19 protein-coding genes are annotated in these 24368 nt (G+C 43.8%); 2 read left to right on the forward strand and 17 right to left on the reverse strand.

Annotated features, from left to right (window positions below; all coding sequences use genetic code 11):
* Positions 1 to 21: 21 nt before the first annotated feature.
* The 17 genes from KP625_RS03285 to KP625_RS03365 all read right to left on the reverse strand — a co-directional run bounded on the left by KP625_RS03285 (position 22) and on the right by KP625_RS03365 (position 20942).
* Positions 22 to 807: a CheR family methyltransferase gene (locus KP625_RS03285; protein ID WP_238299310.1), complete on the reverse strand. Its 786-nt coding sequence runs from the start codon at positions 805 to 807 to the stop codon at positions 22 to 24.
* A 2-nt stretch (positions 808 to 809) separates the two neighbouring features.
* Complete coding sequence (locus KP625_RS03290) at positions 810 to 2750, reverse strand: bifunctional 4-hydroxy-3-methylbut-2-enyl diphosphate reductase/30S ribosomal protein S1 (RefSeq protein WP_238299312.1); 1941 nt, start codon at positions 2748 to 2750, stop codon at positions 810 to 812.
* Between the two features lie 13 nt (positions 2751 to 2763).
* Positions 2764 to 3420, reverse strand: coding sequence for a (d)CMP kinase (cmk, locus tag KP625_RS03295; protein ID WP_238299314.1), 657 nt, complete (start codon positions 3418 to 3420; stop codon positions 2764 to 2766).
* A 112-nt stretch (positions 3421 to 3532) separates the two neighbouring features.
* A complete protein-coding gene (locus KP625_RS03300; protein WP_238299316.1) occupies positions 3533 to 4801 on the reverse strand; it encodes an NAD(P)/FAD-dependent oxidoreductase in 1269 nt (422 codons plus the stop codon).
* Entirely contained in the window at positions 4801 to 5448 is a 648-nt protein-coding gene (locus KP625_RS03305) for a potassium channel family protein (RefSeq protein ID WP_238299317.1), read from the reverse strand. Before KP625_RS03305 ends, KP625_RS03300 begins: the two co-directional genes overlap by 1 nt.
* Before the next feature lie 14 nt (positions 5449 to 5462).
* A complete protein-coding gene (locus tag KP625_RS03310) occupies positions 5463 to 6851 on the reverse strand; it encodes a TrkH family potassium uptake protein (RefSeq protein WP_238299318.1) in 1389 nt (462 codons plus the stop codon).
* A gap of 140 nt (positions 6852 to 6991) precedes the next feature.
* Positions 6992 to 8410 (reverse strand): oxaloacetate decarboxylase subunit alpha, encoded by a 1419-nt coding sequence (locus KP625_RS03315; protein WP_238299320.1) that lies wholly within the window; start codon positions 8408 to 8410, stop codon positions 6992 to 6994.
* A gap of 26 nt (positions 8411 to 8436) precedes the next feature.
* The gene (locus KP625_RS03320) at positions 8437 to 9564 is read right to left on the reverse strand and encodes a sodium ion-translocating decarboxylase subunit beta (protein ID WP_238299322.1); all 1128 of its coding nucleotides are present in this window, start codon (positions 9562 to 9564) and stop codon (positions 8437 to 8439) included.
* Positions 9565 to 9613: 49 nt separating this feature from the next.
* The gene (locus tag KP625_RS03325; RefSeq protein WP_238299324.1) at positions 9614 to 9988 is read right to left on the reverse strand and encodes a biotin/lipoyl-containing protein; all 375 of its coding nucleotides are present in this window, start codon (positions 9986 to 9988) and stop codon (positions 9614 to 9616) included.
* Positions 9989 to 10012: 24 nt separating this feature from the next.
* Positions 10013 to 10978 carry an OadG family protein gene (locus tag KP625_RS03330; protein ID WP_238299326.1) on the reverse strand — a complete coding sequence of 322 codons (966 nt, stop codon included), beginning with the start codon at positions 10976 to 10978 and terminating at the stop codon, positions 10013 to 10015.
* Between the two features lie 17 nt (positions 10979 to 10995).
* Entirely contained in the window at positions 10996 to 12420 is a 1425-nt protein-coding gene (locus tag KP625_RS03335; protein WP_177970511.1) for an acyl-CoA carboxylase subunit beta, read from the reverse strand.
* 201 nt (positions 12421 to 12621) lie between these two features.
* Positions 12622 to 13161, reverse strand: coding sequence for a CDP-diacylglycerol--glycerol-3-phosphate 3-phosphatidyltransferase (gene pgsA, locus KP625_RS03340; protein WP_177970512.1), 540 nt, complete (start codon positions 13159 to 13161; stop codon positions 12622 to 12624).
* Complete coding sequence (rimO, locus tag KP625_RS03345) at positions 13145 to 14500, reverse strand: 30S ribosomal protein S12 methylthiotransferase RimO (protein WP_238299334.1); 1356 nt, start codon at positions 14498 to 14500, stop codon at positions 13145 to 13147. The genes pgsA and rimO overlap by 17 nt, the downstream gene beginning before the upstream one ends.
* Positions 14501 to 14507: 7 nt before the next feature.
* Positions 14508 to 15353, reverse strand: a complete 846-nt coding sequence (folD, locus tag KP625_RS03350; RefSeq protein ID WP_238299336.1) for a bifunctional methylenetetrahydrofolate dehydrogenase/methenyltetrahydrofolate cyclohydrolase FolD — start codon at positions 15351 to 15353, stop codon at positions 14508 to 14510.
* Positions 15354 to 15497: 144 nt separating this feature from the next.
* Positions 15498 to 17168 (reverse strand): formate--tetrahydrofolate ligase, encoded by a 1671-nt coding sequence (locus KP625_RS03355; RefSeq protein WP_238299337.1) that lies wholly within the window; start codon positions 17166 to 17168, stop codon positions 15498 to 15500.
* A 23-nt stretch (positions 17169 to 17191) separates the two neighbouring features.
* The gene (locus tag KP625_RS03360; protein WP_238299338.1) at positions 17192 to 20065 is read right to left on the reverse strand and encodes a DNA translocase FtsK; all 2874 of its coding nucleotides are present in this window, start codon (positions 20063 to 20065) and stop codon (positions 17192 to 17194) included.
* A 100-nt stretch (positions 20066 to 20165) separates the two neighbouring features.
* Complete coding sequence (locus KP625_RS03365) at positions 20166 to 20942, reverse strand: ClpP family protease (protein ID WP_238299340.1); 777 nt, start codon at positions 20940 to 20942, stop codon at positions 20166 to 20168.
* A gap of 136 nt (positions 20943 to 21078) precedes the next feature.
* On the opposite strand from KP625_RS03365, the gene KP625_RS03370 reads away from it, so the two are divergent.
* On the forward strand, positions 21079 to 22737 hold the full coding sequence (locus tag KP625_RS03370) for a putative manganese-dependent inorganic diphosphatase (protein ID WP_238299341.1): 1659 nt from the start codon (positions 21079 to 21081) through the stop codon (positions 22735 to 22737).
* Between the two features lie 115 nt (positions 22738 to 22852).
* Positions 22853 to 24276, forward strand: a protein-coding gene (locus KP625_RS03375) for an IS3 family transposase (RefSeq protein ID WP_238297613.1) whose coding sequence is annotated in 2 segments (ribosomal slippage) — positions 22853 to 23342 and positions 23342 to 24276 — 1425 coding nt in all. Because the reading frame shifts where the segments join, the coding sequence is not laid out codon by codon here.
* Positions 24277 to 24368: the final 92 nt, after the last annotated feature.

The following is a 24368-nucleotide window of genomic DNA, read 5'->3' on the forward strand; positions in this document are numbered from 1 at the left end:
TAGGATAATTGTTCGCGCAAGCTATATTTTCATTTTTTTATAAAAAAATGTGCGCAACGACTCAAATCCCAATTCTTTTGCATGTAAAATCTGTTCGGTACTACCGATAAACAAGATTCCATCATCCACAAGCGAACTATGAAAATTCTCGTACACCCGATCTTTCGCTTCATCTGTAAAATAAATGACAACATTCCGACAGACGATCATATGAATATGCTGGAAATACCGGTCTTTGAGCAGATTATGTTTCTTAAATTCCACACATTTCTTAATCTCCGAACTGATTGCATAATGTGTGTCGTCTACTTTCTTGAAATGCTTATCCAGATACTTCTTCGGCAGATCGGACAGACTCTTTGCCGGATAGACACCTTCCTTTGCAAAGGCAAGCACATCTTCATCCAGATCTGTTGCAATAATCCGAATCTTCGACAACGGCACATACTCTGACAAAATCATTGCAATCGTATATGGTTCATCACCTGTCGAACATGCAGCACTCCAGATTGTGAGCATATCTCCATATTTTTTTCGCAAATACGGAATAATATCCTGTTCAAAATTCATCCATTGCTGTGGATTCCGATAAAACTGAGACACATTAATCGTCAGATAACTAACAAAGGTACGAAGTAGACCTTCGTCCTGCTTCATACCTTTGTAAAAGTTTTCAAATCCATCAAACCCTTTACGGGCAATTAGAGATTCTATTCTTCTTTTCATCTGGCGTTCTTTATAAAGGTCTAAGTCAATATCGGTCAATGCATATACATCCCGCTTAAACTCTTCATATTGATATGCCATGCTTACTCCTCTTCAGAAGCCTCCTGCGCATCATCTAAGGCACGAATGCTCAGGCTGATCTTCTTCTCAGCAGCCTTGAAATCTACAACCTTAGCTGTAATCTCCTGACCTACCTTCAAAACATCTTCCGGCTTCTCTACACGCTCCTTAGAAATCTGAGAAACATGAAGGAGTCCATCTACACCCGGCTCAAGCTCTACGAATGCACCAAAGCTTGCAAAACGTACAACCTTACCTGTTACAACATTACCGATTGCATATTTTTCAGCAGCCTTTGCCCAAGGATTCTCATCCTCGAACTTCATGCTGAGGGCAATCTTCTCACCGTTGATATCCTTGATGAATGTCTTAACAACATCACCAACCTTAACAACGCTGCTTGGATCATTGACTCTTCCCCATGACATCTCAGAGATGTGAAGGAGTCCGTCTGCACCGCCAAGATCGATAAATGCACCAAAAGAAGTTACATTCTTAACTGTTCCTTCTACTACATCGCCAACCTTGATATTCTCAAATAACTTCTTAGCAAGCTCTGCCTTCTTTGCAACAAGGAGCTGCTTTCTATTACCGATTACTCTACGCTTCTTAGGATTGAACTCTGTCAATACGAATTCAACATCCTGATCCTGATACTTTGTAAGATCCTTCTCAAATGTATCAGATACAAGGCTTGCAGGAATGAATACCTTACACTCATTTACAACGACATTCAAACCACCGTCAACAACCTGTGTTACCTTACCTGTAAGAACTTCACCGTTGTTGTATGCTTCCTCTAACTTGTCATAAGACTCATCTGCAGCAACTCTCTTGTATGAGAGGAGAACCTGTCCCTCGCCATCGTTTGTCTTAATAACCTTTACCTTGATTGGATCACCAACATTAACAACTGTTGTGAGATCTAAGTTTGGAGTACTAGAGTACTCATTTCTGGTAACGATACCGTCAGCCTTGTACTGGATATCTACGATGATCTCCTCCGGCTTAACAGCAATAACCTTTCCTTCAACTACGCTTCCAACCCGAATCTTGTTACCATTCTCTTCGGACTGCTTTAACAATTCTTCAAAACTTAATTCTGACATACTGTCATGAACCTCCTTAATAATATAATTTGGGGTAGATGCCCCAGCTGTAATACCTACCCTCTTAGCGGATTCAATAACAGTTAAATCCAAGTCAACGAGTGTCTGAATATAGTAAGTATTTTCGCATTCTCTGCGACAGATCTCATACAGTTTCTGTGTATTCGAACTGCTCTTACCACCAATCACTATCATGGTATCAACATCAGCTGCAAGTGTTCTTGCTTCTCTCTGTCGTTCCTCGGTAGCATTACATATGGTATTATAAACAATGACATTATATCCTTTATTTCTAAAAAATTCAACTATATCTTTAAATTTTACGTCATTAAATGTCGTTTGTGCGACAATATACAAGTTTTTATCAAGAAAAACCAGTTTTTCCTGTGCCTGTTCCACAGAATTTACAATAATTGGTTCCCGTACACACCAGCCACGGATTCCCTGTACTTCCGGATGATTTTCATCTCCGACAATCACCACAGTATGCCCCTGTTCTGTTTCCTCTCGCACAATCCGATGAATTTTTTTGACAAACGGACATGTAGCATCCACAATCTCAAATCCCAGTTTTTCCAAAGTCTGATAGACTGCTTCACCAACTCCATGAGAACGAATTATGATTTCTTTTGTCGTATTATCAAAATCTGTATTATCCTGCATAGCCAGAATATCCGACTCTGATAAGACATGTACCCCTTTTTGTTCCAGATCACGCACAACCTCTTCGTTGTGTATAATCGGTCCATATGTGTACACTTTTTTAGTCTCGGCATCCTGGTCATAGACGAGATTTACCGCCCGCTTTACACCAAAACAAAATCCTGCCGATTTTGCGACTCTGATTTCTCTCATATCTGCAAATCTCCTACGATTCCGGTATTTTCGAACAGATTACATCGACAACCTCATCAATCGTGAGATCCGATGAATCCAGATAATATGCATCCTCCGCCTGGGAAAGCGGTGCAATCTCGCGGTGCATATCCTGATAATCTCTGGCCTCAATATCCTTTTTGATCTCTTCAAGATCTGCCGGCATATTTTTTTCTACCAACTCTTTATATCGTCTGCCAGCTCTGGTATCTACAGATGCCGTCAGATAAATCTTCAGTTCTGCATTCGGAAGTACAAATGTTCCAATATCTCTTCCATCCATGACAACATCCTGCGTTGCAGCAAGATTTCTTTGCAGGGAAAGCAATTTATCTCTTACCTCCTGCTTGGTTGCAACTTTTGAAGCCATATTTCCTACCGCTTCCTGCCGGATTTCCTTTGATACGTTCTTCCCGTTCAAATATACCTGCTGTTCTGCATTTTCATATTTGATTTCTACCTGAATCGCAGCAAGTGCCGTCAGAACCGCAGATGCATTTTCTGCATCTACGCCTTCATTCATAAAATAAAGTCCAATTGCACGGTACATTGCTCCGGTATCAACGTAGATATAACCTTTTTCTTTTGCAACACGACGTGCAATCGTGCTTTTTCCGGCACCTGCCGGTCCATCAATTGCAATATTCATATTCTTTTATTCCTCCAGTCAGTATTTATATTTTATCTTCATGCTTATATATATTGAAACACACTGATACGTACGTAGTTCATCACTCTGTCGCGTGGTGACACATAATATATCACTGCGTAAGCAGGACTGTGGCTGCTGTCGACCACGCAATCTGCAGATTAAAACCTCCGGTCAAGGCATCCACATCGAGTACTTCTCCGATAAAGTAAAGACCCGGAATCCTCTTTGCCTCCATTGTCTTCGGGTTGATTTCCTTCACGCTTACGCCACCCCTGGTGATGATAGCTTCCTCGTAACCTCGTGTGCCAACCACATGCAGCGTAAGCTTCTTCAGGCAGGCGGTAAGCCGCTCGCGTTCTTCCTTCGTCACGGCATTCACCTGCTTGAACGGATCAATCTGTGCAAGTTCTATCATGACCGGAATCAGTTTCTTCGGGAGCAGATCATCGAGTGCATTCCGCACCTGCTTGTTCTTTGCCGCATCAAAATCCCGCAGGATACGTGCATCAAGCTGTTCCATGGTAAGTGCCGGTTTCAAGTCAATCTCGACCCAGATCGGTTCCCCGTTTGCCTTTGCTGTATATGCCGATGCAGAAAGCACAAGCGGACCGCTGATACCAAAATGTGTAAACAGCATTTCGCCCTGTTCCTGATACAAAAGCTTATCTTTGTTTTTCTTCTTCATATAGCACGACAATGTGACATTCCGAAGCGAAAGTCCCATCAGCTCCCGGCAGAAGTCCTCCTCGATTTCAAATGGCACAAGCGACGGCAGACATTCTGTTACCTGAAGTCCAAGATCTCTGGCAAACTTCAGACCGTCTCCGGTTGAACCGGTTCGCTCATAGGAAAGTCCTCCAGTAGCCACAATCACCGCATCAAAATGTTCCTGTTTTTGCAGTCCCTTCTCGTCCTTCACGCAAATGCCTGTCACACGCATCTGATCCTGCATCCGGTCATGCACCGGTTCCGTCAGGATTCTCGTTACCGTATGTTGAAGACATACTGTTACCTTACGCTTGTTTAACGCCTGCTCGAGTGTTTTTATCACATCCGAAGAATGATCCGATGCAGGGAAAACCCGGTTTCCGCGTTCCGTCTTTAATTCCAGTCCATTTTGCTCAAAAAACTGCATCACATCCTGTGCATTACAATTATAAAATGCACTATACAAAAACTTTGGATTTGTCACCACATGTTTCATCAGCTCTTCCACTTCACAATTGTTTGTCAGATTGCATCTGCCTTTTCCTGTGATGAAAAGTTTTTTGCCAAGTTTTTCATTTTTTTCATATATTGTCACGGAGTGCCCTGCCTGTGCAAGCATAACTGCTGCATACATACCGGCAGCTCCTCCACCTATGATAGCTGCTCGCATTATCTCTCAAACCTCTTCAAATCCGACTTTTTCATGATAATCAGCAACGGCTCGTCCGCCTTTAGCGGCGTATCCGGATCCATAGCGATATTGAATTCATCATTCTGGATCACAGCGACAACATTGATTTTATATTCTTTTCTAAGATTCAGCTCCCGCAGATTCTTACCAACCCACTCCGCACGTGGAAGAATCTCCACAAGGCTCGTGCTGTCCGACAAGTCAAAATAATCGACAAGATGTTCTGAGATCAGTTTGTGCGACAGACGGATTCCGGATTCTTTCTCCGGAAAAACAACCTGGTCTGCTCCAACCCGCTTCAGGATTTTCTCCATCATCTCATCCTTTGCCTTTGCAATTACCTTTGGCACGCCAAGTTCCTTTGCAGACATCACGCCCATGATGCTGGAATCTAAGCTGTCAGCCATCGCCACAACTACCGCATCCATGTTCGAGATACCTGCCTCTCTTAGTGCATCCATATCACAGACATCCAGACTCATGGCACAAGTCACACTGTCCGCAATCTCATTTACAATCTCTGGATTTCCATCGATTGCAAGCACATCTGCGCCGTTTTTATACAATTCTGTTGCAATGCTTTTCCCATACCGTCCAAGACCGATAACCGCGATCGATTTATTCATATATTTCATTCCTCCTACCCTACAATAATTTCCGCATCCGCATATTTTACAGAGTTGTGGTTTGTCGCACGCTGTCCGAAGAACATGAACATCGTGATTGGTCCCACTCTGCCAAGATACATACATAATATGATAATCACTTTTCCAATCACATTCAGCCCCGGAGTCACGTCCCGTGACAACCCGACTGTTGCGATTGCACTTGTCACTTCGAAGACACCATCCGACAGGGAAAGTGGATTTGTCGCCAGAAGCAGAACAGAAAACAAAATCAATGTGCCAAAACCAATAACTGTCACAGCCAGCGACCGACGGACGATAGATGCCGGGATTGTTTTTTTAAATGCGACCGTCTCTTTGCGTCCCTGTACTACAGCCAAAACTGCAAACACAAGTGTCGCAGCCGTCATCGTCTTGATGCCACCGGCAGTTCCGACCGGCGAACCACCAACAAACATGATTACACAACTCACAAGTACCGTCGGCTCTGTCAATCCTTTCTGGCTGATTGATGCAAATCCAGCTGTTCGGAGTGTCACAGACTGAAAAAATGCATTGAGCATTTTCTTTCCAAGTGACATATTTCCGAGCGTGAGCGGATTGTTACATTCAAATAGAAATGTGACAACCATGCCGGATAAAATCAATGCAAATGTCATCATCAATATGATTTTTGTATGTGTATTGAATCGACGCCAGATATCACGGGCCGGTATCTTTTTTGCACGCACGTTTGAAAGCACATCTACCACATCCCACCAGACAACGAATCCAAGTCCACCACAGATGATCAGAAACGACGACGTGAGCAGTACAAGCGGGGAATCCGCATACGTCATCAGACTGTCCGGTCCAATGATATCGATTCCTGCATTGCAAAACGCTGAAATCGCATTGAATACAGAATACCAGATTCCATGCGCCACACCAAACTGTGGGATAAACGCAAACATATATAAGACCGCGCCTAACATCTCCACAATCACAGTTCCTTTGATCACTCGTTTTATAAATACAACCATGCCCTGCATCGTACTTAATCCAAAAGCATCCTGAATCATCATACGATTGCGCAAAGAGAATTTTCGATTCATAAGCAGCATAACAAATGACGTCAATGCCACAATTCCAAGTCCCCCGAGCTGTATCAGCGCGAGAATTACAATCTTACCAAATAATGTCCAATACGAAAAGGTCGGAACAACTACAAGCCCCGTCACGCAGACGGAAGTCGTTGCAGTAAATAACGCGGTCAGAAAATCCGATTCTCCGGTTATCGTTGCAGCCGGCAGTGTAAGCAGGATCGCTCCAATCAAAATCGCAATCAGAAATCCAAGCAATATCTTTGATGTCGTCCGCATCTGCCGCCTTAATTTCTTTTCATTTTTTTCCGCTACATCCATATTTTTTCTCCACACTTATATCTTTTATTGCAGGTAATTGCGAAACACGTAATTGTATATCGCAATTACCTGCTCTATATTATGAAAGAATAAGGCGGAGAAAAAGCTCTCCGCCTTTTGATATCTTTTATCCTGTCGTATTACACCGGATATGTCTTATTCTCTGTATTTGCTGCTGTTACATCCACACCTGTCTGCTGCGCTTCTCTATACTTGAAGAATTCTGTTGCAACCTGTGGGAACAATGCATAAGAAAGAACATCCTCATCCTGCTGCTTGTACTGTGCCATTTCCTTCTCGAACTTGTCAAGAGATGGCTCTAAGTCGTCTGCCGGACGATATGTGATAGGCTCCTTCATTCCAAGACTGTCAAGTGCCTTCTTCTGAATCTCCTTGTTTACAGGTACAGTTGTTCTACCATACTTACCAACGAGCATATCCTTTGCCTCTTTTGTAAGAGTCTTGTAACGCTCACCCATAACGACGTTCAATACAGCCTGTGTACCAACGATCTGTGAAGATGGTGTAACAAGCGGAATCTCACCAAAGTCCTTACGAACACGTGGGATCTCTTCGAGTACTTCGTCGTACTTATCCTCTGCCTTCATTTCCTTCAACTGGGATACCATGTTGGAAAGCATACCACCCGGTACCTGGTAAAGCAGAGTCTTGATATTTACGCCCATTACCTTTGGACTGAGCAGTCCGGACTCCAGCCACTGCTCACGAAGTGGACGGAAGTAATCAGCGATCTCAGCAAGAAGGTTCTGGTCAAATCCAGGATCGAACTCTGTACCCTCGAATGCCTTAGCCATAACCTCTGTTGCAGGCTGTGATGTACCCATAGCAAGTGGTGACATTGCTGTATCGATGATGTCACATCCGGCTTCGACTGCCTTCATATATGTCATAGAAGCAACACCTGATGTGTAATGTGTATGAAGCTGAATCGGAAGCTTTGTACCTTCCTTCAAAGCCTTTACAAGCTTTGTAGCCTCGTTTGGTACAAGAAGTCCGGCCATATCCTTGATACAGATAGAATCTGCACCCATCTCTTCAATCTGTCTTGCCATGTTCTTCCAATAATCCATTGTATAAGCATCACCAAGTGTATAAGAAAGTGCAACCTGTGCATGTCCTTTCTCCTTGTTTGCTGCCTTAACGGCTGTCTCAAGGTTACGGATATCATTCAGACAGTCAAAGATACGAATGATATCAATACCATTTGCGATACTCTTCTGTACGAAGTACTCTACAACGTCGTCCGAATATGGGCTGTATCCAAGGATATTCTGTCCACGGAACAACATCTGAAGCTTTGTATTCTTAAATCCGTCACGGAGCTTACGAAGTCTGTCCCATGGATCCTCTTTCAGGAAACGGAGACAAGCGTCGAATGTAGCACCACCCCAGCACTCTACGGAATGGTAACCAACTTTATCCATTTTATCAATAATTGGCAACATCTGCTCTGTTGTCATACGAGTTGCAATCAAAGACTGGTGTGCATCTCTCAGCACAGTTTCGGTAATCTTTACCGGTTTCTTTTCTTCTGCCATTAGTCTGACCTCCTAAATTCTCTATACTATACACCAAAGATTGCGAGGAATGTTCCGGCTGCAACCGCAGTACCGATAACACCTGCAACGTTTGGTCCCATGGCGTTCATCAAAAGGAAGTTTGTAGGATCTGCCTCTGCACCAACCTTCTGTGATACACGCGCTGCCATAGGAACGGCAGATACACCCGCAGAACCGATCAGCGGATTTACCTTACCGTGCGTTACCTTGCACATAATCTTACCGAACAATACACCTGCCGCTGTACCAAACGCAAATGCGATCAGTCCAAGTGCAACGATCTTCAATGTACTTGTCTTCAGGAATGCTTCTGCACTTGTCGATGCACCTACGGATGTACCAAGCAGGATAACAACGATATACATCATTGCATTACTTGCTGTCTCTGTTAACTGCTTAACAACACCACTCTCACGGAACAGGTTACCAAGCATCAGCATACCAACCAGCGGAGCTGTTGTCGGAAGAATCAATACAACAACTAATGTAACGATGATCGGGAACAGGATCTTCTCCATCTTGGATACCGGACGGAGCTGAGCCATCTTGATCTTTCTCTCCTTCTCTGTTGTAAGGAGCTTCATGATCGGCGGCTGGATAACCGGCACCAGTGACATATACGAATATGCGGCAACGGCAATCGGTCCCATCAGAGTTCCACCCATTCCGAGCTTACCGGCAAGAAAGATCGATGTAGGGCCATCGGCACCACCGATGATAGAGATTGCAGCTGCTTCCTTTCCGTTGAATCCCATCAGGAATGCAAGGAAGTATGCAGCATAAATACCAAACTGTGCGGCTGCACCAAGCAGGAAGCTCTTCGGGTTCGCAATCAGCGGACCGAAGTCTGTCATGGCACCAACGCCCATGAAGATAAGGGAAGGCAAAATACTCCACTCATCCAACAAATAGAAATAATGTAACAATCCGCCATCAGCAATAATATCCGGGAACATGTTTACCAGGAACATACCGAAGGAGATTGGAACCAAAAGCAACGGCTCGAAGCCTTTCACGATTGCAAGATACATGAATACACATGCAATGAGAATCATTACATAATGCTTCCATGTCAGGGTTGCAAATCCTGTCTGGAGAGCCAGATTTTTAAATACATCTGCAAAACTACTCACTTATGTTTACCTCCTGTTATTGTAGGAACCAGTTACTTAGGAACTCTGATTAGTTCAAAGTAGCCAGTACGTCGCCAGCCTCAACTGCATCACCTGCAGAAACATTGATGCTTGCAACCGTTCCGTCTTCCGGAGCTACCACATCATTTTCCATCTTCATAGCCTCAAGGATCAGGATCACATCACCCTTCTTTACAGCTGTACCAACACTTGCCTTTACATTCAGGATCTTACCAGGCATCGGAGCTGCAACCTCGATAGAGCCTGCGGCTGCTGCTGGAGCTGCCGGAGCTGCTGGAGCCGGAGCTGCTGCTGCAACCGGTGCCGGAGTTGCTGCGGCTGCTGCTGGAGCTGCACCTGCACCCAATTCTTCTACTGCTACATCATAAGCTGTACCATTTACAGTAATTCTATAATTCTTCATGTTAATTTCCTCCTAATATATCAATTATTTTCTTGCACGACGAATCGAACGTACAACGAGTTTATCCTTACTTACTGCACCATTGCCTGCCTGTCCTTCGGCTGCATAAATAGCGGCTGTGATAACGGCTACAAGCTCTGCGTCGTTCATCAAATTGCCTGCGGCTGGTGCCGGTGTAGCAGCCTTTGCCGGAGCTGCCGGCTTGCTCTCTTCCTTCTTCAGATCTTCGATCTTTGGCTTCTTTGCAAAAAGTGCCGGAAGGAACTTAAACAGCGAAATAATAAATGAGATGAAAATCAATACTACAAATACAGTACCCATACCGAGCAATGTATTCATACCGGCCTGCTTCATCAGCTCTGTCTTGGAGTATACGGCAGAAACTACCATCTCTTCTGGAAGATAAGAGGCAATTGCCTTGTTATACATCTCATTGCTAACCAGTATCTGTCTTGCTTCTTCTACACTTGAAATTCCAGTCTCATCATAGAACTGAGCTAAGGAGTCATAATCCTGCAGAATAATTTTCTCTGTCTCAGCCAGTGTATACTTCTGCATAACCTGATCCAACTCCATAAAATATTCTGGATTTTCAACATATTTTACTGTAATTTCCACATTTCTGTTTTTGGCTTTATTTATAACAGTAACTGATACAGAATCAGAAGCATTTTCAATCTTATAATCGTCTTTGCTTACCGCTTTATTTCCTTCGATATAAGGTGTAAAATCTTCAAACGCTCCAACTTTATCTGTATCCTGTGCCTGTTTGATGCCCTTTACTGCGGACTGCTCAAATTCGGTTCCGTTATTGATATAATAATCAGCGAATTCATCATTCACGTTACGATACTCTTCAAATGCATACATCGTATCGCGTACAATCGCACTGTCATCATAATCAAACGGCTTTTCAACCTCATTGCTGCAGGCAGTCAAGGAAAACATCATAGCTAACATGGAAATCAGAATTAATAATTTTTTCTTCATTTCATTGTCACCTTTCCTTATACTGCTCCGTGCTTCTTATATGGTCTTTCCTCGTTCTTTGTGCTAAGCATATCAAACGCTGCGATCACACGCTTTCTTGTAGCATCCGGCTCGATGATATCATCAATATAACCACGCTTTGCTGCTGCAAGTGCGCTTGACTGAAGCTCTGTATAAGCCTTCTTCTTTTCTGCGATAAATGTAACCTTATCAGCTGCATCTGCGATTTCCTTCTCGTACATGATCTTGACAGCCATCTCTGGATCCATTGTACCGATCTTTGCACATGGCCATGCATATACCATGTCTGCGCCAATTGCCTTGGAGTTCATGATAGTGTAAGCTGTTCCGAATGCATCGCCCATCACAACGGTTACCTTAGGTACGGTTGCATCTGCAAATGCGTATGTGAGTTTTGCTGCTGCATCTGCGATTGTTCTCTCGTTTGATACAGTTGCCACAAATCCCTTTGCATTTACAAGTGTCAATACAGGGATATTGAATGCATCACAGAACTTCACGAAGTCTGCTGCAATATAAGCGCCGCTTGTAGAGAGAAGTTCTCCACCATCGGCTGCCTGGTTTGCTACACATCCAACTGTCGCACCGTTCAGCTTGATCAGGCCAAGTACCATGTCTTTTGCGTAATCTTTCTTTACTTCTACAAATACGTTGTTATCTGCGATGTTCTGAAGGACGGCTCTTGCATCCTTTGCAAATCCATCGAGGTTCGGAATGATACGGTTCAGATCATCTGTACAATCGGACTCTGCATCTTCCATGTTGTTGTCAGGGAGCATATCCACAAGGCTTCTGATGTTTGCAAGTGTCGTTGCATCATCCTCGAATACACCATCCACAAGAGAAGAATTCTCGCTAAGGTAAGCGGCAGATGCTGTATCAAGCTTTGCCTGATAATTTCCATCGAGTGCATTTGGGCTGTTGACAAATAACTTGCCTCCCTCTGCTGTCATAAATGTAAAGTCTGTAAGTGTTGGAATAAGCGCTGCTCCACCACCGCATGTTCCAAAAATTGCAGTAATCTGTGGGATTACTCCAGATGCAAGTGTCTGCTTCAGGTATACTTCGCCGAATGCATTTAACGCATCTGTAGCCTCTTGTAAACGGAGTCCTGCACAATCAATTAAACCGACTACCGGTGCGCCTACCTTCATCGCCATGTCATAAATCTTTGCAATCTTCTTTGCGTGCATCTCTCCGATTGCACCACCAAGAACTGTTGCATCCTGGCTATACACATAAACCAGTTTTCCATTGATGACACCATATCCAGTAATAACACCGTCTTTTGGAGTATCATTTTCCTGCATGTTGAAGTCCGTATTTCTAGCTGTTACATATGCACCAACTTCAACAAAGCTCGCTTCGTCAAGCAAAGAAGAAATTCTATCACTTGCTGACAATGTAAGTTTGTTACTCATTTTAAGCCCTCCACTTTTATTTATTATGGGTTTTCTGATTAGAAACCCAATTTCTTCCGATTGTAATTGTAAATCTTTTTTCACCCGAAATCAAGTAAAAATCACATTCTTTGTCACAGTTTTGCAATAAAAAAGAAAAATCTGCAAAAAGCCTTAAACATTTATGTTTGATCCGCTTTTTACAGATTTTTAAAGCCACTCTTATTTTGTTTCAGAAAGCACATTTTTATTCTTCACAAGATAGTCAATCAGGGAAATAATCGTCAGTGCCAATGCCAGATAAATCAGTACATTTTCAATGATATGAATCGTACTTCCTCCAAAGTCACAGATCAATAAAATCACCATGAACATCTGACAGACTGTCTTAATCTTACCCCACCATCCGGCAGCAATCACTACACCGTTATCCGATGCAACAAGACGGAAACCACTGATGATAAACTCTCTTGCGATAATCACGATTACAACCCACGCCGGAATCCGGTCAAGGTCGATTAAAGCGATCATCGCTGAGCAGACAAGCAGTTTATCTGCAAGTGGATCCATAAACTTACCAAAATCCGTGATCAGGTTATATTTTCTTGCAATCTTTCCATCGAGCATATCCGTAAGGCTTGCCAGGCAGAACAGCGCAAGTGCGATCCATTTTCCTCCCGGAATTCCCGGCACCATCAGGGCAACTAAGAAAAATGGTATCATGATCATTCTGAGTATCGTTAATTTATTCGGCAGATTCATTTAAAATCCCTCCTATCATATCATATGGTCCTACCTCATCAATCCGGACATCTACAATCTGTCCGGACATCAATTCATAATCACAGCCTACAAACACCAGTCCATCCACGCCCGGGGCATCCCGGTATGTCCGTCCGACATAGACATCATCGTCGGAAGAATATCCCTCAATGATGACCTGCATGGTCTTCCCGACAAATGTCTCGTTTTTATCTAAGGAGATTTCCTGCTGCAGTTCCATAATCTCATTGCGCCACTGCTCCGCTGTCTCCTCATCAATCTGGTTTTCAAATGTTGCCGCCGGTGTTCCATCTTCTCTGGAATAAGTAAACACGCCTACCCGGTCAAGCTCCTGTTCGTCTAAGAACGCCATCAGCGCCTCATGTTCTTCCTGCGTCTCACCAGGGAATCCGGAAATCAGGGAAGTACGAATTGCGATATCTGGTGCTACCTCCCGCAACTTCTTTATCACGGCCTCGATACTTGCGCGGTCTGTGCGTCTGCCCATCCGTTTTAAGATTGCATCTTCGCTGTGCTGCATTGGCATATCGATATAATGCAGCAGCTTCGGTTCTTCCTTGAAGCAGTCAATCAGTTCATCATAGATTTCCTCCGGATAGCAGTACATCAGGCGGATCCATTTGATTCCTTCAATCTTCGCAAGTTCACGGACTAACACATGCAGCCGTTTCTCACCGTACACATCTTTTCCATAGCAGGTCGTCTCCTGTGCAACAAGCACCAGCTCCTCAATACCCTGCGATGCCATATATTCCGCTTCTTTTAAGAGCTGCTCCATCGGCACACTCCGATAATGTCCTCGGATATGCGGGATGACACAGTAGGTACAGAATTTATCACAGCCCTCCGCGATCTTTAAGTATCCCATAAATGTTCCGGATGTGATAACCTTGTTCGATTCTGTAATCGTTGCCAGACGGTCAATATCATCATAGACACTGATTTCTTCCGCATCTTCGATACCATCCCGTGCCTTCAGCTCCTCGATCACGTCTAAGATCTTGTCGAAGCTGCTCGTTCCAAGACATGCATCAATCTCCGGGATTTCGTCAAAGATTTCATCCTTAAACCGCTGAGCCATACATCCGGTCACAATCAGGTATTTTAAATTCTGTTGTTTGAGCTTTGCCATCTCCAATACCGTATTCACGCTTTCTTCCATCGCATCTTTGATAAAGCTGCATGTATTTACGATGATTGCATCGGCTTCCTGCTCATCGTTCGTAATATTGTAATTGTGCTTTGCGAGCAGACCAAGCATTGCCTCACTGTCGCAAAGGTTCTTGTCACAGCCAAGTGACACCATCAGTATATTCATACGTTTCTTATTCCTCACGCTCTGCAGCTTCCACGCAGTTATTCATCAGCATCGCGATCGTCATCGGTCCAACACCGCCCGGAACCGGTGTAATGGCACCGGCTACCGGCTCCACCGATGCAAAATCGACATCTCCACATAATTTGTTGTTGGCATCTCTGTGGATACCGACATCAATGACTGTTGCACCATCCTTCACATACGATGCGTCGATCATCTTCGGCTTTCCGATCGCAACAATCAGAATATCTGCCTCTTTACAGATTTCTTTCAGATTCTTTGTTCTCGAATGACAGATTGTTACGGTTGCATTCTCACGTAACATCAAAAGTGCCATTGGCTTTCCAACGATATTGCTTCTTCCAATCACAACGCAGTGTTTCCCTTCGATATCAATATCCGAACGCTTCAAAAGCTGAATGATTCCCGCCGGCGTACAAGATACGAAGCCCGTTCTGCCAATACACAGACTTCCGACACTCTCCGGGTGGAACCCGTCCACATCCTTCTTTGGAGAGATTGCACCTATAATCTTCTCCTCATTGATATGCTTTGGAACCGGAAGCTGGACTAAGATTCCATGTACACTATCATCCTCATTCAGATCCTTAATAATAGAAAGAAGTTCTTCCTCTGTTGTCTCCTCTGGAAGCTCAAATGCACGTGACTCGATTCCGATATACGCACATGCTTTCTTCTTATTCCCAACATATACAGACGATGCCGGATCATTTCCGACCTGAATCACTGCCAGACAGATATTCCTGCCCTGTGCCTTCAACACAGAAACCTTCTCTTTTAATTCATCCTTGATCTGCTGGGAGATTTCTTTTCCGTTAATCAACTTTGCCATTGTTCTATCCCTCTTTCTTTACAACATTGTACACGATTCCATATGCCATGTACCATGCATCTGAATTCATAAATATACGATGTATATTTAGAATTCAGATGCATGGTACATATACATATAGAATTGTATACAAATTGGTACTTCTTAGAATAAACCGTGTGTCACGCCCGCATCATCTACGAAAATACGCTCTGCGGCCGGAACCTTAGGAAGTCCCGGCATCGTCATGATGGCTCCTGTGATTGCTACAACGAATCCGGCGCCGGCACTTACATATACCTCACGGATATTCACTGTAAATCCGGTCGGCCTGCCAAGCTTCTTCGCATCATCAGACAGGGAATACTGGTTTTTCGCCATGCAGACCGGCATATCTGCAAATCCCATCTCTTCGATCTTTGCAATCGCACGATCTGCTTCTGCAGAATATGTTACACCATCTGCACCATAGATTTTCTTCGCGATTGTCTCAATCTTCTCCTTGATTGGAAGATGGTCTTCATATAATACCTTGAAGCGGCTTTTCTTTGTCTCAAGTGTGTTAAGCACAGCCTTTGCCAGCTCAACACCACCTTCGCCGCCTTTCTCCCATACATTTGCAAGGGCGAAATCACAGCCTCGTTTCTCACAGAATTCCCGTACATATGCAAGCTCTGCATCTGTATCGGATACGAAACGGTTCAGCGTTACAACTACCGGCACGCCGTAGAGCTGTAAGTTCTCGATGTGCTTCTCTAAGTTTACAATGCCCTTCTCTAATGCTTCTAAGTTCTCAGCGCCAAGGTCTGCCTTTGCCACGCCGCCGTTATATTTGAGTGCACGTACGGTTGCTACAAGCACAACTGCATCCGGCTTTAAGCCGGTCATACGACACTTGATATCGAAGAATTTCTCAGCACCGAGATCGGCACCGAAGCCCGCCTCTGTGATTACATAATCTGCAATCTTAAGCGCGGTCTGTGTTGCACGGACAGAGTTACATCCATGCGCGATATTTGCAAATGGTCCGCCATGCACAAGTGCCGGCGTATGCTCTAAGGTCTGGATCAGGTTTGGCTTGATCGCATCCTTCAAAAGTGCTGTCATCGAACCGACACATTTTAATTCTCCGGCCGTAACAGGCTCGTTATCCACGTTATATGCAACGATGATTCTAGCAAGGCGCTCCTGCAGATCCTTGATGTCCGTTGCAAGACAGAGGATTGCCATGATCTCTGATGCAACTGTGATGACGAATCCATCCTGACGCATCACACCATCACCCTTCTTGCCCATACCGACGATGATGTTACGAAGTACACGATCATTCATGTCAAGACAACGCTTAAATACAATACGCTTCGGGTCGATCCGGAGTGTATTTCCCTGATGCATATGGTTATCCATAACGGCTGCAAGAAGATTATTCGCAGATGTGATCGCATGGAAATCCCCTGTAAAATGCAGATTTAAGTCTTCCATTGGTACAACCTGTGCATATCCTCCACCGGCTGCTCCACCCTTTACACCGAAGCATGGTCCAAGGGAAGGCTCACGCAGTGCAATGACTGCCTTCTTACCAAGCTTGCACATCGCCTGGCCAAGTCCTACGGTTACTGTTGTCTTTCCTTCTCCTGCCGGAGTCGGGTTAATGGCTGTCACCAGAACCAATTTTCCGTTCTCATTATTTTTTACAGACTGCATATACTCATCGGAGAGCTTTGCCTTGTACTTTCCGTACATCTCGATATCATCCTCCGACATACCAAGCTTTGCTGCCACGTTCTTAATCGGTTCCATCTCTGCCTGCTGTGCGATTTCAATGTCTGTTAACATACTCTTTTGTCCTCCTGACTCCCTTATAAATATTCCTCTACATAATTTTCAAATTCTTCCATGCTCATAAGCACTTTCCGTGGTTTTGTCCCCTCTTCCGGTCCGACCACACCAGCTTCGGAAAGCTGATCCATAATGCGTGCCGCACGGTTAAATCCGATTTTATATACTCTTTGCAGCATGCCAATAGAAGCTTTATCTTTTCCGATAATAAACTTTCCGGCGTCTACAAAGTAGTCATCATATTCCGGTTCTGCAGACGAGGCTCCGCCGCCAGAACCGCCAACCTTTGTATTTGCAATCTCATTTGAGATTGACTCATCATAAATCGCTTCGCCGCTTTCCTCCTTCAGAAAGTCCACGACATCTGCTATTTCATCATCCGACAGAAATGCACCCTGCACACGTACCGGTTTCGGATAACCCGTTGGATAAAATAACATGTCTCCTTTACCAAGCAATTTTTCTGCGCCATTCATATCGAGAATTGTTCTTGAATCCACACCTGATGACACTGTCATTGCGATTCGGGATGGTACATTTGCCTTAATCAACCCGGTAATAACATCGACAGATGGACGCTGTGTTGCAATTACCAGATGGATACCCGCTGCACGTGCAAGCTGTGACAGACGCACAATCGCATCCTCTACTTCACCGTGTGCTACCATCATCAAGTCTGCGAGCTCGTCGACAATAATCACAATCTGCGGCAACTTCTTCAAATCCTCGCTACCTTCTTCCGAGCCTGTCACCGCCTTTACCTTTTCATTATATCCCTGCAGGTTTCGCACATTATACTGTGCAAACAACTGGTATCGATTTGTCATCTCAAGCACTGCCCAATTCAAGGCACCTGCCGCTTTCTTCGGATCAGTCACAACCGGAATCAGCATATGTGGAATTCCATTATAGATACTAAGTTCTACCTGTTTCGGATCAACCATGATGAGTTTCACGTCATCCGGCTTTGCCTTATATAAGATACTCATGATCAATGTATTAATGCATACAGATTTACCGGAACCGGTCGCACCTGCGATCAGCAAGTGAGGCATCTTCGCGATATCTGCCACAACAACCTGTCCACTGATATCTTTACCGACTGCAAATGCAATGTTAGACGGAAACTTCTGGAAGTTATCCGATTCAAGCAAATCCCTGAAAAATACCGGCTGACTCTCCTTGTTCGGTACCTCGATACCTACGGCCGGCTTGCCCGGAATCGGTGCTTCGATACGGATATCTGCCGCCGCCAGATTCAGCTTGATGTCATCCGCTAAGTTCGTGATTTTCGATACCTTCACGCCCTGTTCCGGCTGTAATTCATACCGGGTAACAGATGGACCGCAGCTATAATCGGTTACAGTGACATTGACACCGAAATTCTCGAGCGTACTCTTTAACTTCATCGCTGTTTCCCGGACGGATGCTTCGTTTGACTTCGTGCCCTTTCCCCTGCCACTCTTTAAGAGCTTAAGTGGTGGAAATTTATATTCTTTCACTGGTTTGTACTCACTGTTTTCCTGAATCGTCTCTGCAATCTGGTCACGTTCCGAAAGCATTTCCTGCTCCGATTCTTTCGTCTTCTTACGTTTTCTGGTAACAGTCTCTGTGACTGCCGTATTCTCTTCATTCTGAATGGATGTTTCATCTGCAGAAGCGGAAATTTCATTCTTTGTCATTCCTGTTTTTATATCCGTAGCTTCTGCATTCTGCGATATTTCATACGTTTCCGTCGCTGCTGCATCATATACCGTATTTTCCCCTTCAAGCTTTGATGATACTTCTTTCTCCCACGCCTGATCTTCTTCAATACTGCCGGCGTAATCCGGTCGGTCAAAGAAATCAACCGTTTCTTCCTTCACAGATTCCGGCACCGGTGGAATATCCGCTTTTGCACTGCGAAGTTCAGTCACGCCACCTTTTTTCTTCTTCAATAAGGACAAATCCACATATCCCTCCGAGACATCTTTTGCATCCTGCAGTGTCAGATTCGGATTGAACAGGTCTTCATGCGGAAGCGGTTTTAGCTCATGTACTTCTTCTCCCTCAACCTTTTTATTTTTCACTTTCTTCTTTTTCTTCTTTACAGGCGTTGCCGGCTTCTCCTGCTCCACCTTGATATTATCTAACTTCGTTCTGCGCTTTGCCTCCAAAGCCGCCTCCGGATCGATATCTTCCTCGTCATCATCCTCATACAAGGCATTGTAGCGGTTCTTGAACTGCACAGAACGTTCTCTTGCAAAATCAATCAGCGATACATTCATTACCACAATAATTCCGATGATGATCAAAAGTGCAATCACGATGATTGCGCCCGGCTTTCCGATCAGATTATGCAACACAACGAGCAATCCGCCTAAGATAAACCCGCCGCCTTTCTTTTCCTGGGCCCCCTGCTCATACAGAAGCTTCGCCGTCATATGATCGGCCCCGGCCGTAAGCTGGAAAATAAATGCTGCCGCTACAATAAACAATCCCACACAAAGTACACGGTTTACAACTGCCTTTTTTGCACCGTTCGAAAGCAAAAATGCCTCTGTCAAAAAAATGTATAACGGAAGCACGTATTCTACAACGCCGAACAACCCAAACATAAACTTTGCAAAGAAATTGCCTACAACACCACACCAGCCAAAGTTGCTGATAAAGAAAAATGTACAGACTGCCATGCAAATAAATAAATGAATCTCATTTTTTCTAGCCTGCTCCTGTGCAAGCTGCGCCTTTGTCTTCCTTCCCCCCGTACGGGAAGCAGATGTTGATCTGGACGCTTGTGCAGATCTGGTTTTCTGTGACGAACTTGCCGCCGACGCCGAACGGCTGGCTGTCGTTTTACTTCTCGTATTCGATTGTGAACCCTTATTATATGTACTGTTGTTTCCCGTTGCCACGGTATGCACTCCTTCTCTTTTCCCTCATTTGTTCAAACATTCATTTCCTGCATGGCAATTTATATCCGTTAATATAAACTGCCACACAGGCATATTTATGTCAGTTTAAATGCTCATATTGCTCTATTTTACTATTTTTCTTAGTATTTATCAAGTCATATAAACAATTCATTGCAGTATGAATGCCTCCCATCCGGTCAATGATTCCAACCTCTACCGCCTGTCTGCCGACTAACACTGACCCAATGTCCTTTGTCAGTTCCTTCGTATTAAACATGATTTCCCGCAATTCCTCTTCCTTGATAGAACAATGATTCGATGTGAATTCAATGATACGATCCTGCATACGTTCTATATATTCGTAGTTCTGTGTCACTCCAAGTACCGTTCCATTCATTCGGATCGGATGCACAACCATGGTTGCCGATGGCACAATAAACGTCACATCCCCCGATACCGCCAGTGGTACACCAATCGAATGTCCACCTCCAAGCACAAGACACACCTTCGGTTTACTCAGAGATGCAATCATTTCCGCAATCGCAAGTCCCGCCTCTACATCGCCGCCTACAGTATTCAAAAGCACCATCAGTCCATCAATATCCTCATCATCCTCCACCGCCGCAAGCTGTGGCAGGATATGTTCATACTTACTTGTCTTCGAGGACGAGCCGAGATTTTCATGCCCCTCAATTTCCCCTATGATGTTTAAGAGATGAATTCGATGATGATACCTGTTTTTCGACAAAGTGATCTGTCCATAATCAGTGATCAGACTTCCCTGTTTTTGCTGGTTATCCATCCCGCTTCCTTCCTGTTTCTGCCGGCTATCCATATGAAATGCCTGATTCTTCGCTGTTTCTTCCTGTCTCTCCAATGTTTCTTACCTCCGTTCACAAAATTTTCTCATAGATATTATGCACATTTTGTTTGACTTTTATAAATGCGGAAACTATAATAGCAACGCAAAGTAGCTAATTTTGATTTTTCTATAAATTACGGAGGTTTGATGAATGGAAACACAAAACAAAGACAAAGTATATGTTATCGGACACAAAAATCCGGATACTGACTCTATCTGTTCTTCCATCTGCTACGCCTATTTAAAACGGCAGATCACCGGAAATGATTACGTGCCAATGCGTGCTGGAGAAATCAACGCCGAAACCAAATACGTACTGAATGCATTTTCAGCAACCGTACCCGAATATATGGAGAATGTCTCCACACAGGTAAAGGACGTGGAATATCGTCATATTGACGGCGTTGACGGAGAGATTTCCATCAAAAATGCATGGGAAATCCTGAGTGAATCCGGTGCCACCACCCTTCCATCAGTGAATGAAAACGGCAACTTAGTCGGACTGATCACCGTGCGTGACATTGCCATGACTTACATGGAAGTCTACGACAACCGAGTCATTGCATCCGCACACACGCCATATAAAAACATTATCAACACACTCTCCGCCGATCTGATTGTCGGCGATGAGAAAGATTATGTACATACCGGAAAGGTGCTGATTTCCGCCGCCAACCCGGACATGATGGAAAACTACATTGAAAAAGGCGATATCGTCATCCTCGGTAACCGTTACGAGTCACAGCTTTGCGCAATCGAGATGGATGCGCAGTGTATCATCATCTGTGACGGTGCGGTCGTATCGAAGACGATCACAAAACTCGCTGAAGATCACAACTGCTCGATCATCCGTACGCCATATGATACTTATACGGCAGCACGTCTGATCAACCAGAGTATTCCAATCCGTTACTTTATGAAGAAGGATAATCTGATCACTTTCTCGACCGAAGATTATATCCGGGATATCCGTACGGTTATGGCAGGCAAGCGCCACCAGTACTATCCTGTCCTGAATGAATATGGAAAATACGTGGGACTGATCTCCCAGCGAAATTATTTGAATGCGAACCCGAAGAAGGTCATCTTGGTTGACCACAACGAACATGCACAGGCAGTTGACGGTATCGAAGAAGTCCAGCTTCTTGAAATCATTGATCACCACAGACTGGGCGGACTGCAGACAATGAATCCGGTTTATTTCCGCAACCAGCCACTTGGCTGTACCGCAACGATCATCTATCAGATGTTCGAAGAAAACCATGTTGAAATTCCGAAGCAGATTGCCGGACTGTTATGTTCTGCGATCATTTCCGATACTTTGATGTTCCGCTCTCCGACCTGCACACAGATCGATGAGCATACCTGTCGGAAGCTTGCAAAGATCGCGAACATCGATATCGAAGCGTATGCAATCGCCATGTTTAACGCCGGAAGCAAGCTGATGAACGAGACAGACGAAGAGATCTTCCATCAGGATTACAAAGTGTTCTCCTCCGAGAACCTGAAATTCGGTATCGGACAGATCACAGCATTTAACTCTACGATGTTAGATGCCGTCAAGCCACGTATCCTGAAATACATGGAAAGCATCTACAACCAGAGTGAAGCCGATATGCTGTTCTTCATGCTGACAAATATCTTCAAAGAAAGCACTGAGCTTTTATACTATGGCAAGAACTCCGAAGAACTGCTTGAAAAAGCCTTCAAGCTCGACGAAGTATCCGGCGGCAGCATCAATCTGCCGGGTGTTGTATCCAGAAAGAAGCAGATCTTGCCGATGATCGTAAATGCCGCGAATAATATGTAGGATATGCAATCAGAAAATGCCTATAACGCAAAAAAGACATTTCCAAGCAACTCAGATTTGTACCGACCCCCAAAAGTTAGACCAAAAATCTAACGATTGGGAGGTCGGTATTTTTATGGCAAAATATAGTTTTGAATTTAAGAAAAAAGTAGTAATTGCTTATTTGAACGGCGAAGGAGGGTACAACTATCTAGCACAAAAGTACAATGTAAAAAACAAAAGACAAGTGTTAAATTGGGTGGACTATTATAATAAATTCGGCGATGCTGGTTTGATGCGATCAAGAGAAAAAAAGAATTATTCTTTTGAATTTAAGCTTCATGTGGTAGAGTTATATTTATCAAGTGAGGTTTCATATCAGGAGTTAGCATTGTCTCAAGGAATAAATAATGCAGCAATGATTGCTCAATGGGTTCAAGGCTTTCGGATTGCTGGTCCTGACGCATTGAGACCTAAGAAGAAAGGTCGTAAGAAAACATTGAATCAAAAAGACAATCATAAAACTAAAACCTCTTCGTTTGAAGAGCGTGCAGTGGATACCAGCGCAGAACATGTCAAAGAACTTGAAGATGAGTTATTAAAGTTAAGGATAGAGAACGCCTTTTTAAAAGAACTGAGGAGACTGCGTTTAGAGGACGAAGCAAAAATGAGAGATGTGCAAGAGTCATCCACAGCCTCCGAAGAGAATTCAAACTAAAAGATCTTCTCTCATATACAGGTATGCCGAAAGCAACCTACATGTACTGGCAAAAGCGATTTGATAGAGAAAATCCGGATGCTGAATTAGAGGCTAAAATGCTAGAACTACACGCAGAGCACAAAGACTACGGCTATCGAAGAATGAAGGCAGAATTATGCAATCAAGGCTACGTGGTGAATAAAAAGAAAGTACAGAAGTTAATGCAACGACTAAATCTTCAAGTGACATCTTTCACTAGAAAATCTCGTAAGTATAGCTCTTATCGTGGAAAAGTGGGAACAGTTGCTCCGAATAGAATTAGACGACGATTTCACACCAATATACCGCATCAGAAGATTACAACAGATACAACAGAGTTTAAGTATTACGAGATAGATGAAAAAGGACGAATGGTGATGCAGAAGTTATATCTTGACCCATTTATGGATATGTATAATGGAGAAATCATAAGCTTTGGTATTGATAAACGACCATCTGCACAAAGTGTAATGACTGCTCTGGAAGAAGCAATCACAATCACTTCTGATTGTCGGTTTAGGAGAACATTTCACTCGGATCAAGGGTGGGCATATCAGATGAAGACTTACTCTCATAGATTAAGAGAAAATCGTATTTTTCAAAGTATGTCACGGAAAGGGAACTGCTATGATAATTCTGTTATGGAGAACTTCTTTGGATTATTAAAACAGGAAATATACTATGGTGTTGTATACTATAGCTTTGATGAACTTAAATTGGCGATTGAAAAATATATCAAGTATTACAATGAAAAACGTATCAAAGAGAAACTAGGATGGCTCAGCCCTGTACAATACAGGAAACGCCTCTTGGCTGCATAAATGAAAAATGCGAAGTGGAAAATCCACTTCGCAATAAAGTCTAACTTTTGGGGGTCACCTCAATTGGGAATGTCTCTTTTTATTTTTAAATA

This window comes from Eubacterium sp. MSJ-33 (assembly GCF_022174665.1).
In the GTDB taxonomy this organism is placed as follows: domain Bacteria; phylum Bacillota; class Clostridia; order Lachnospirales; family Lachnospiraceae; genus Coprococcus_C.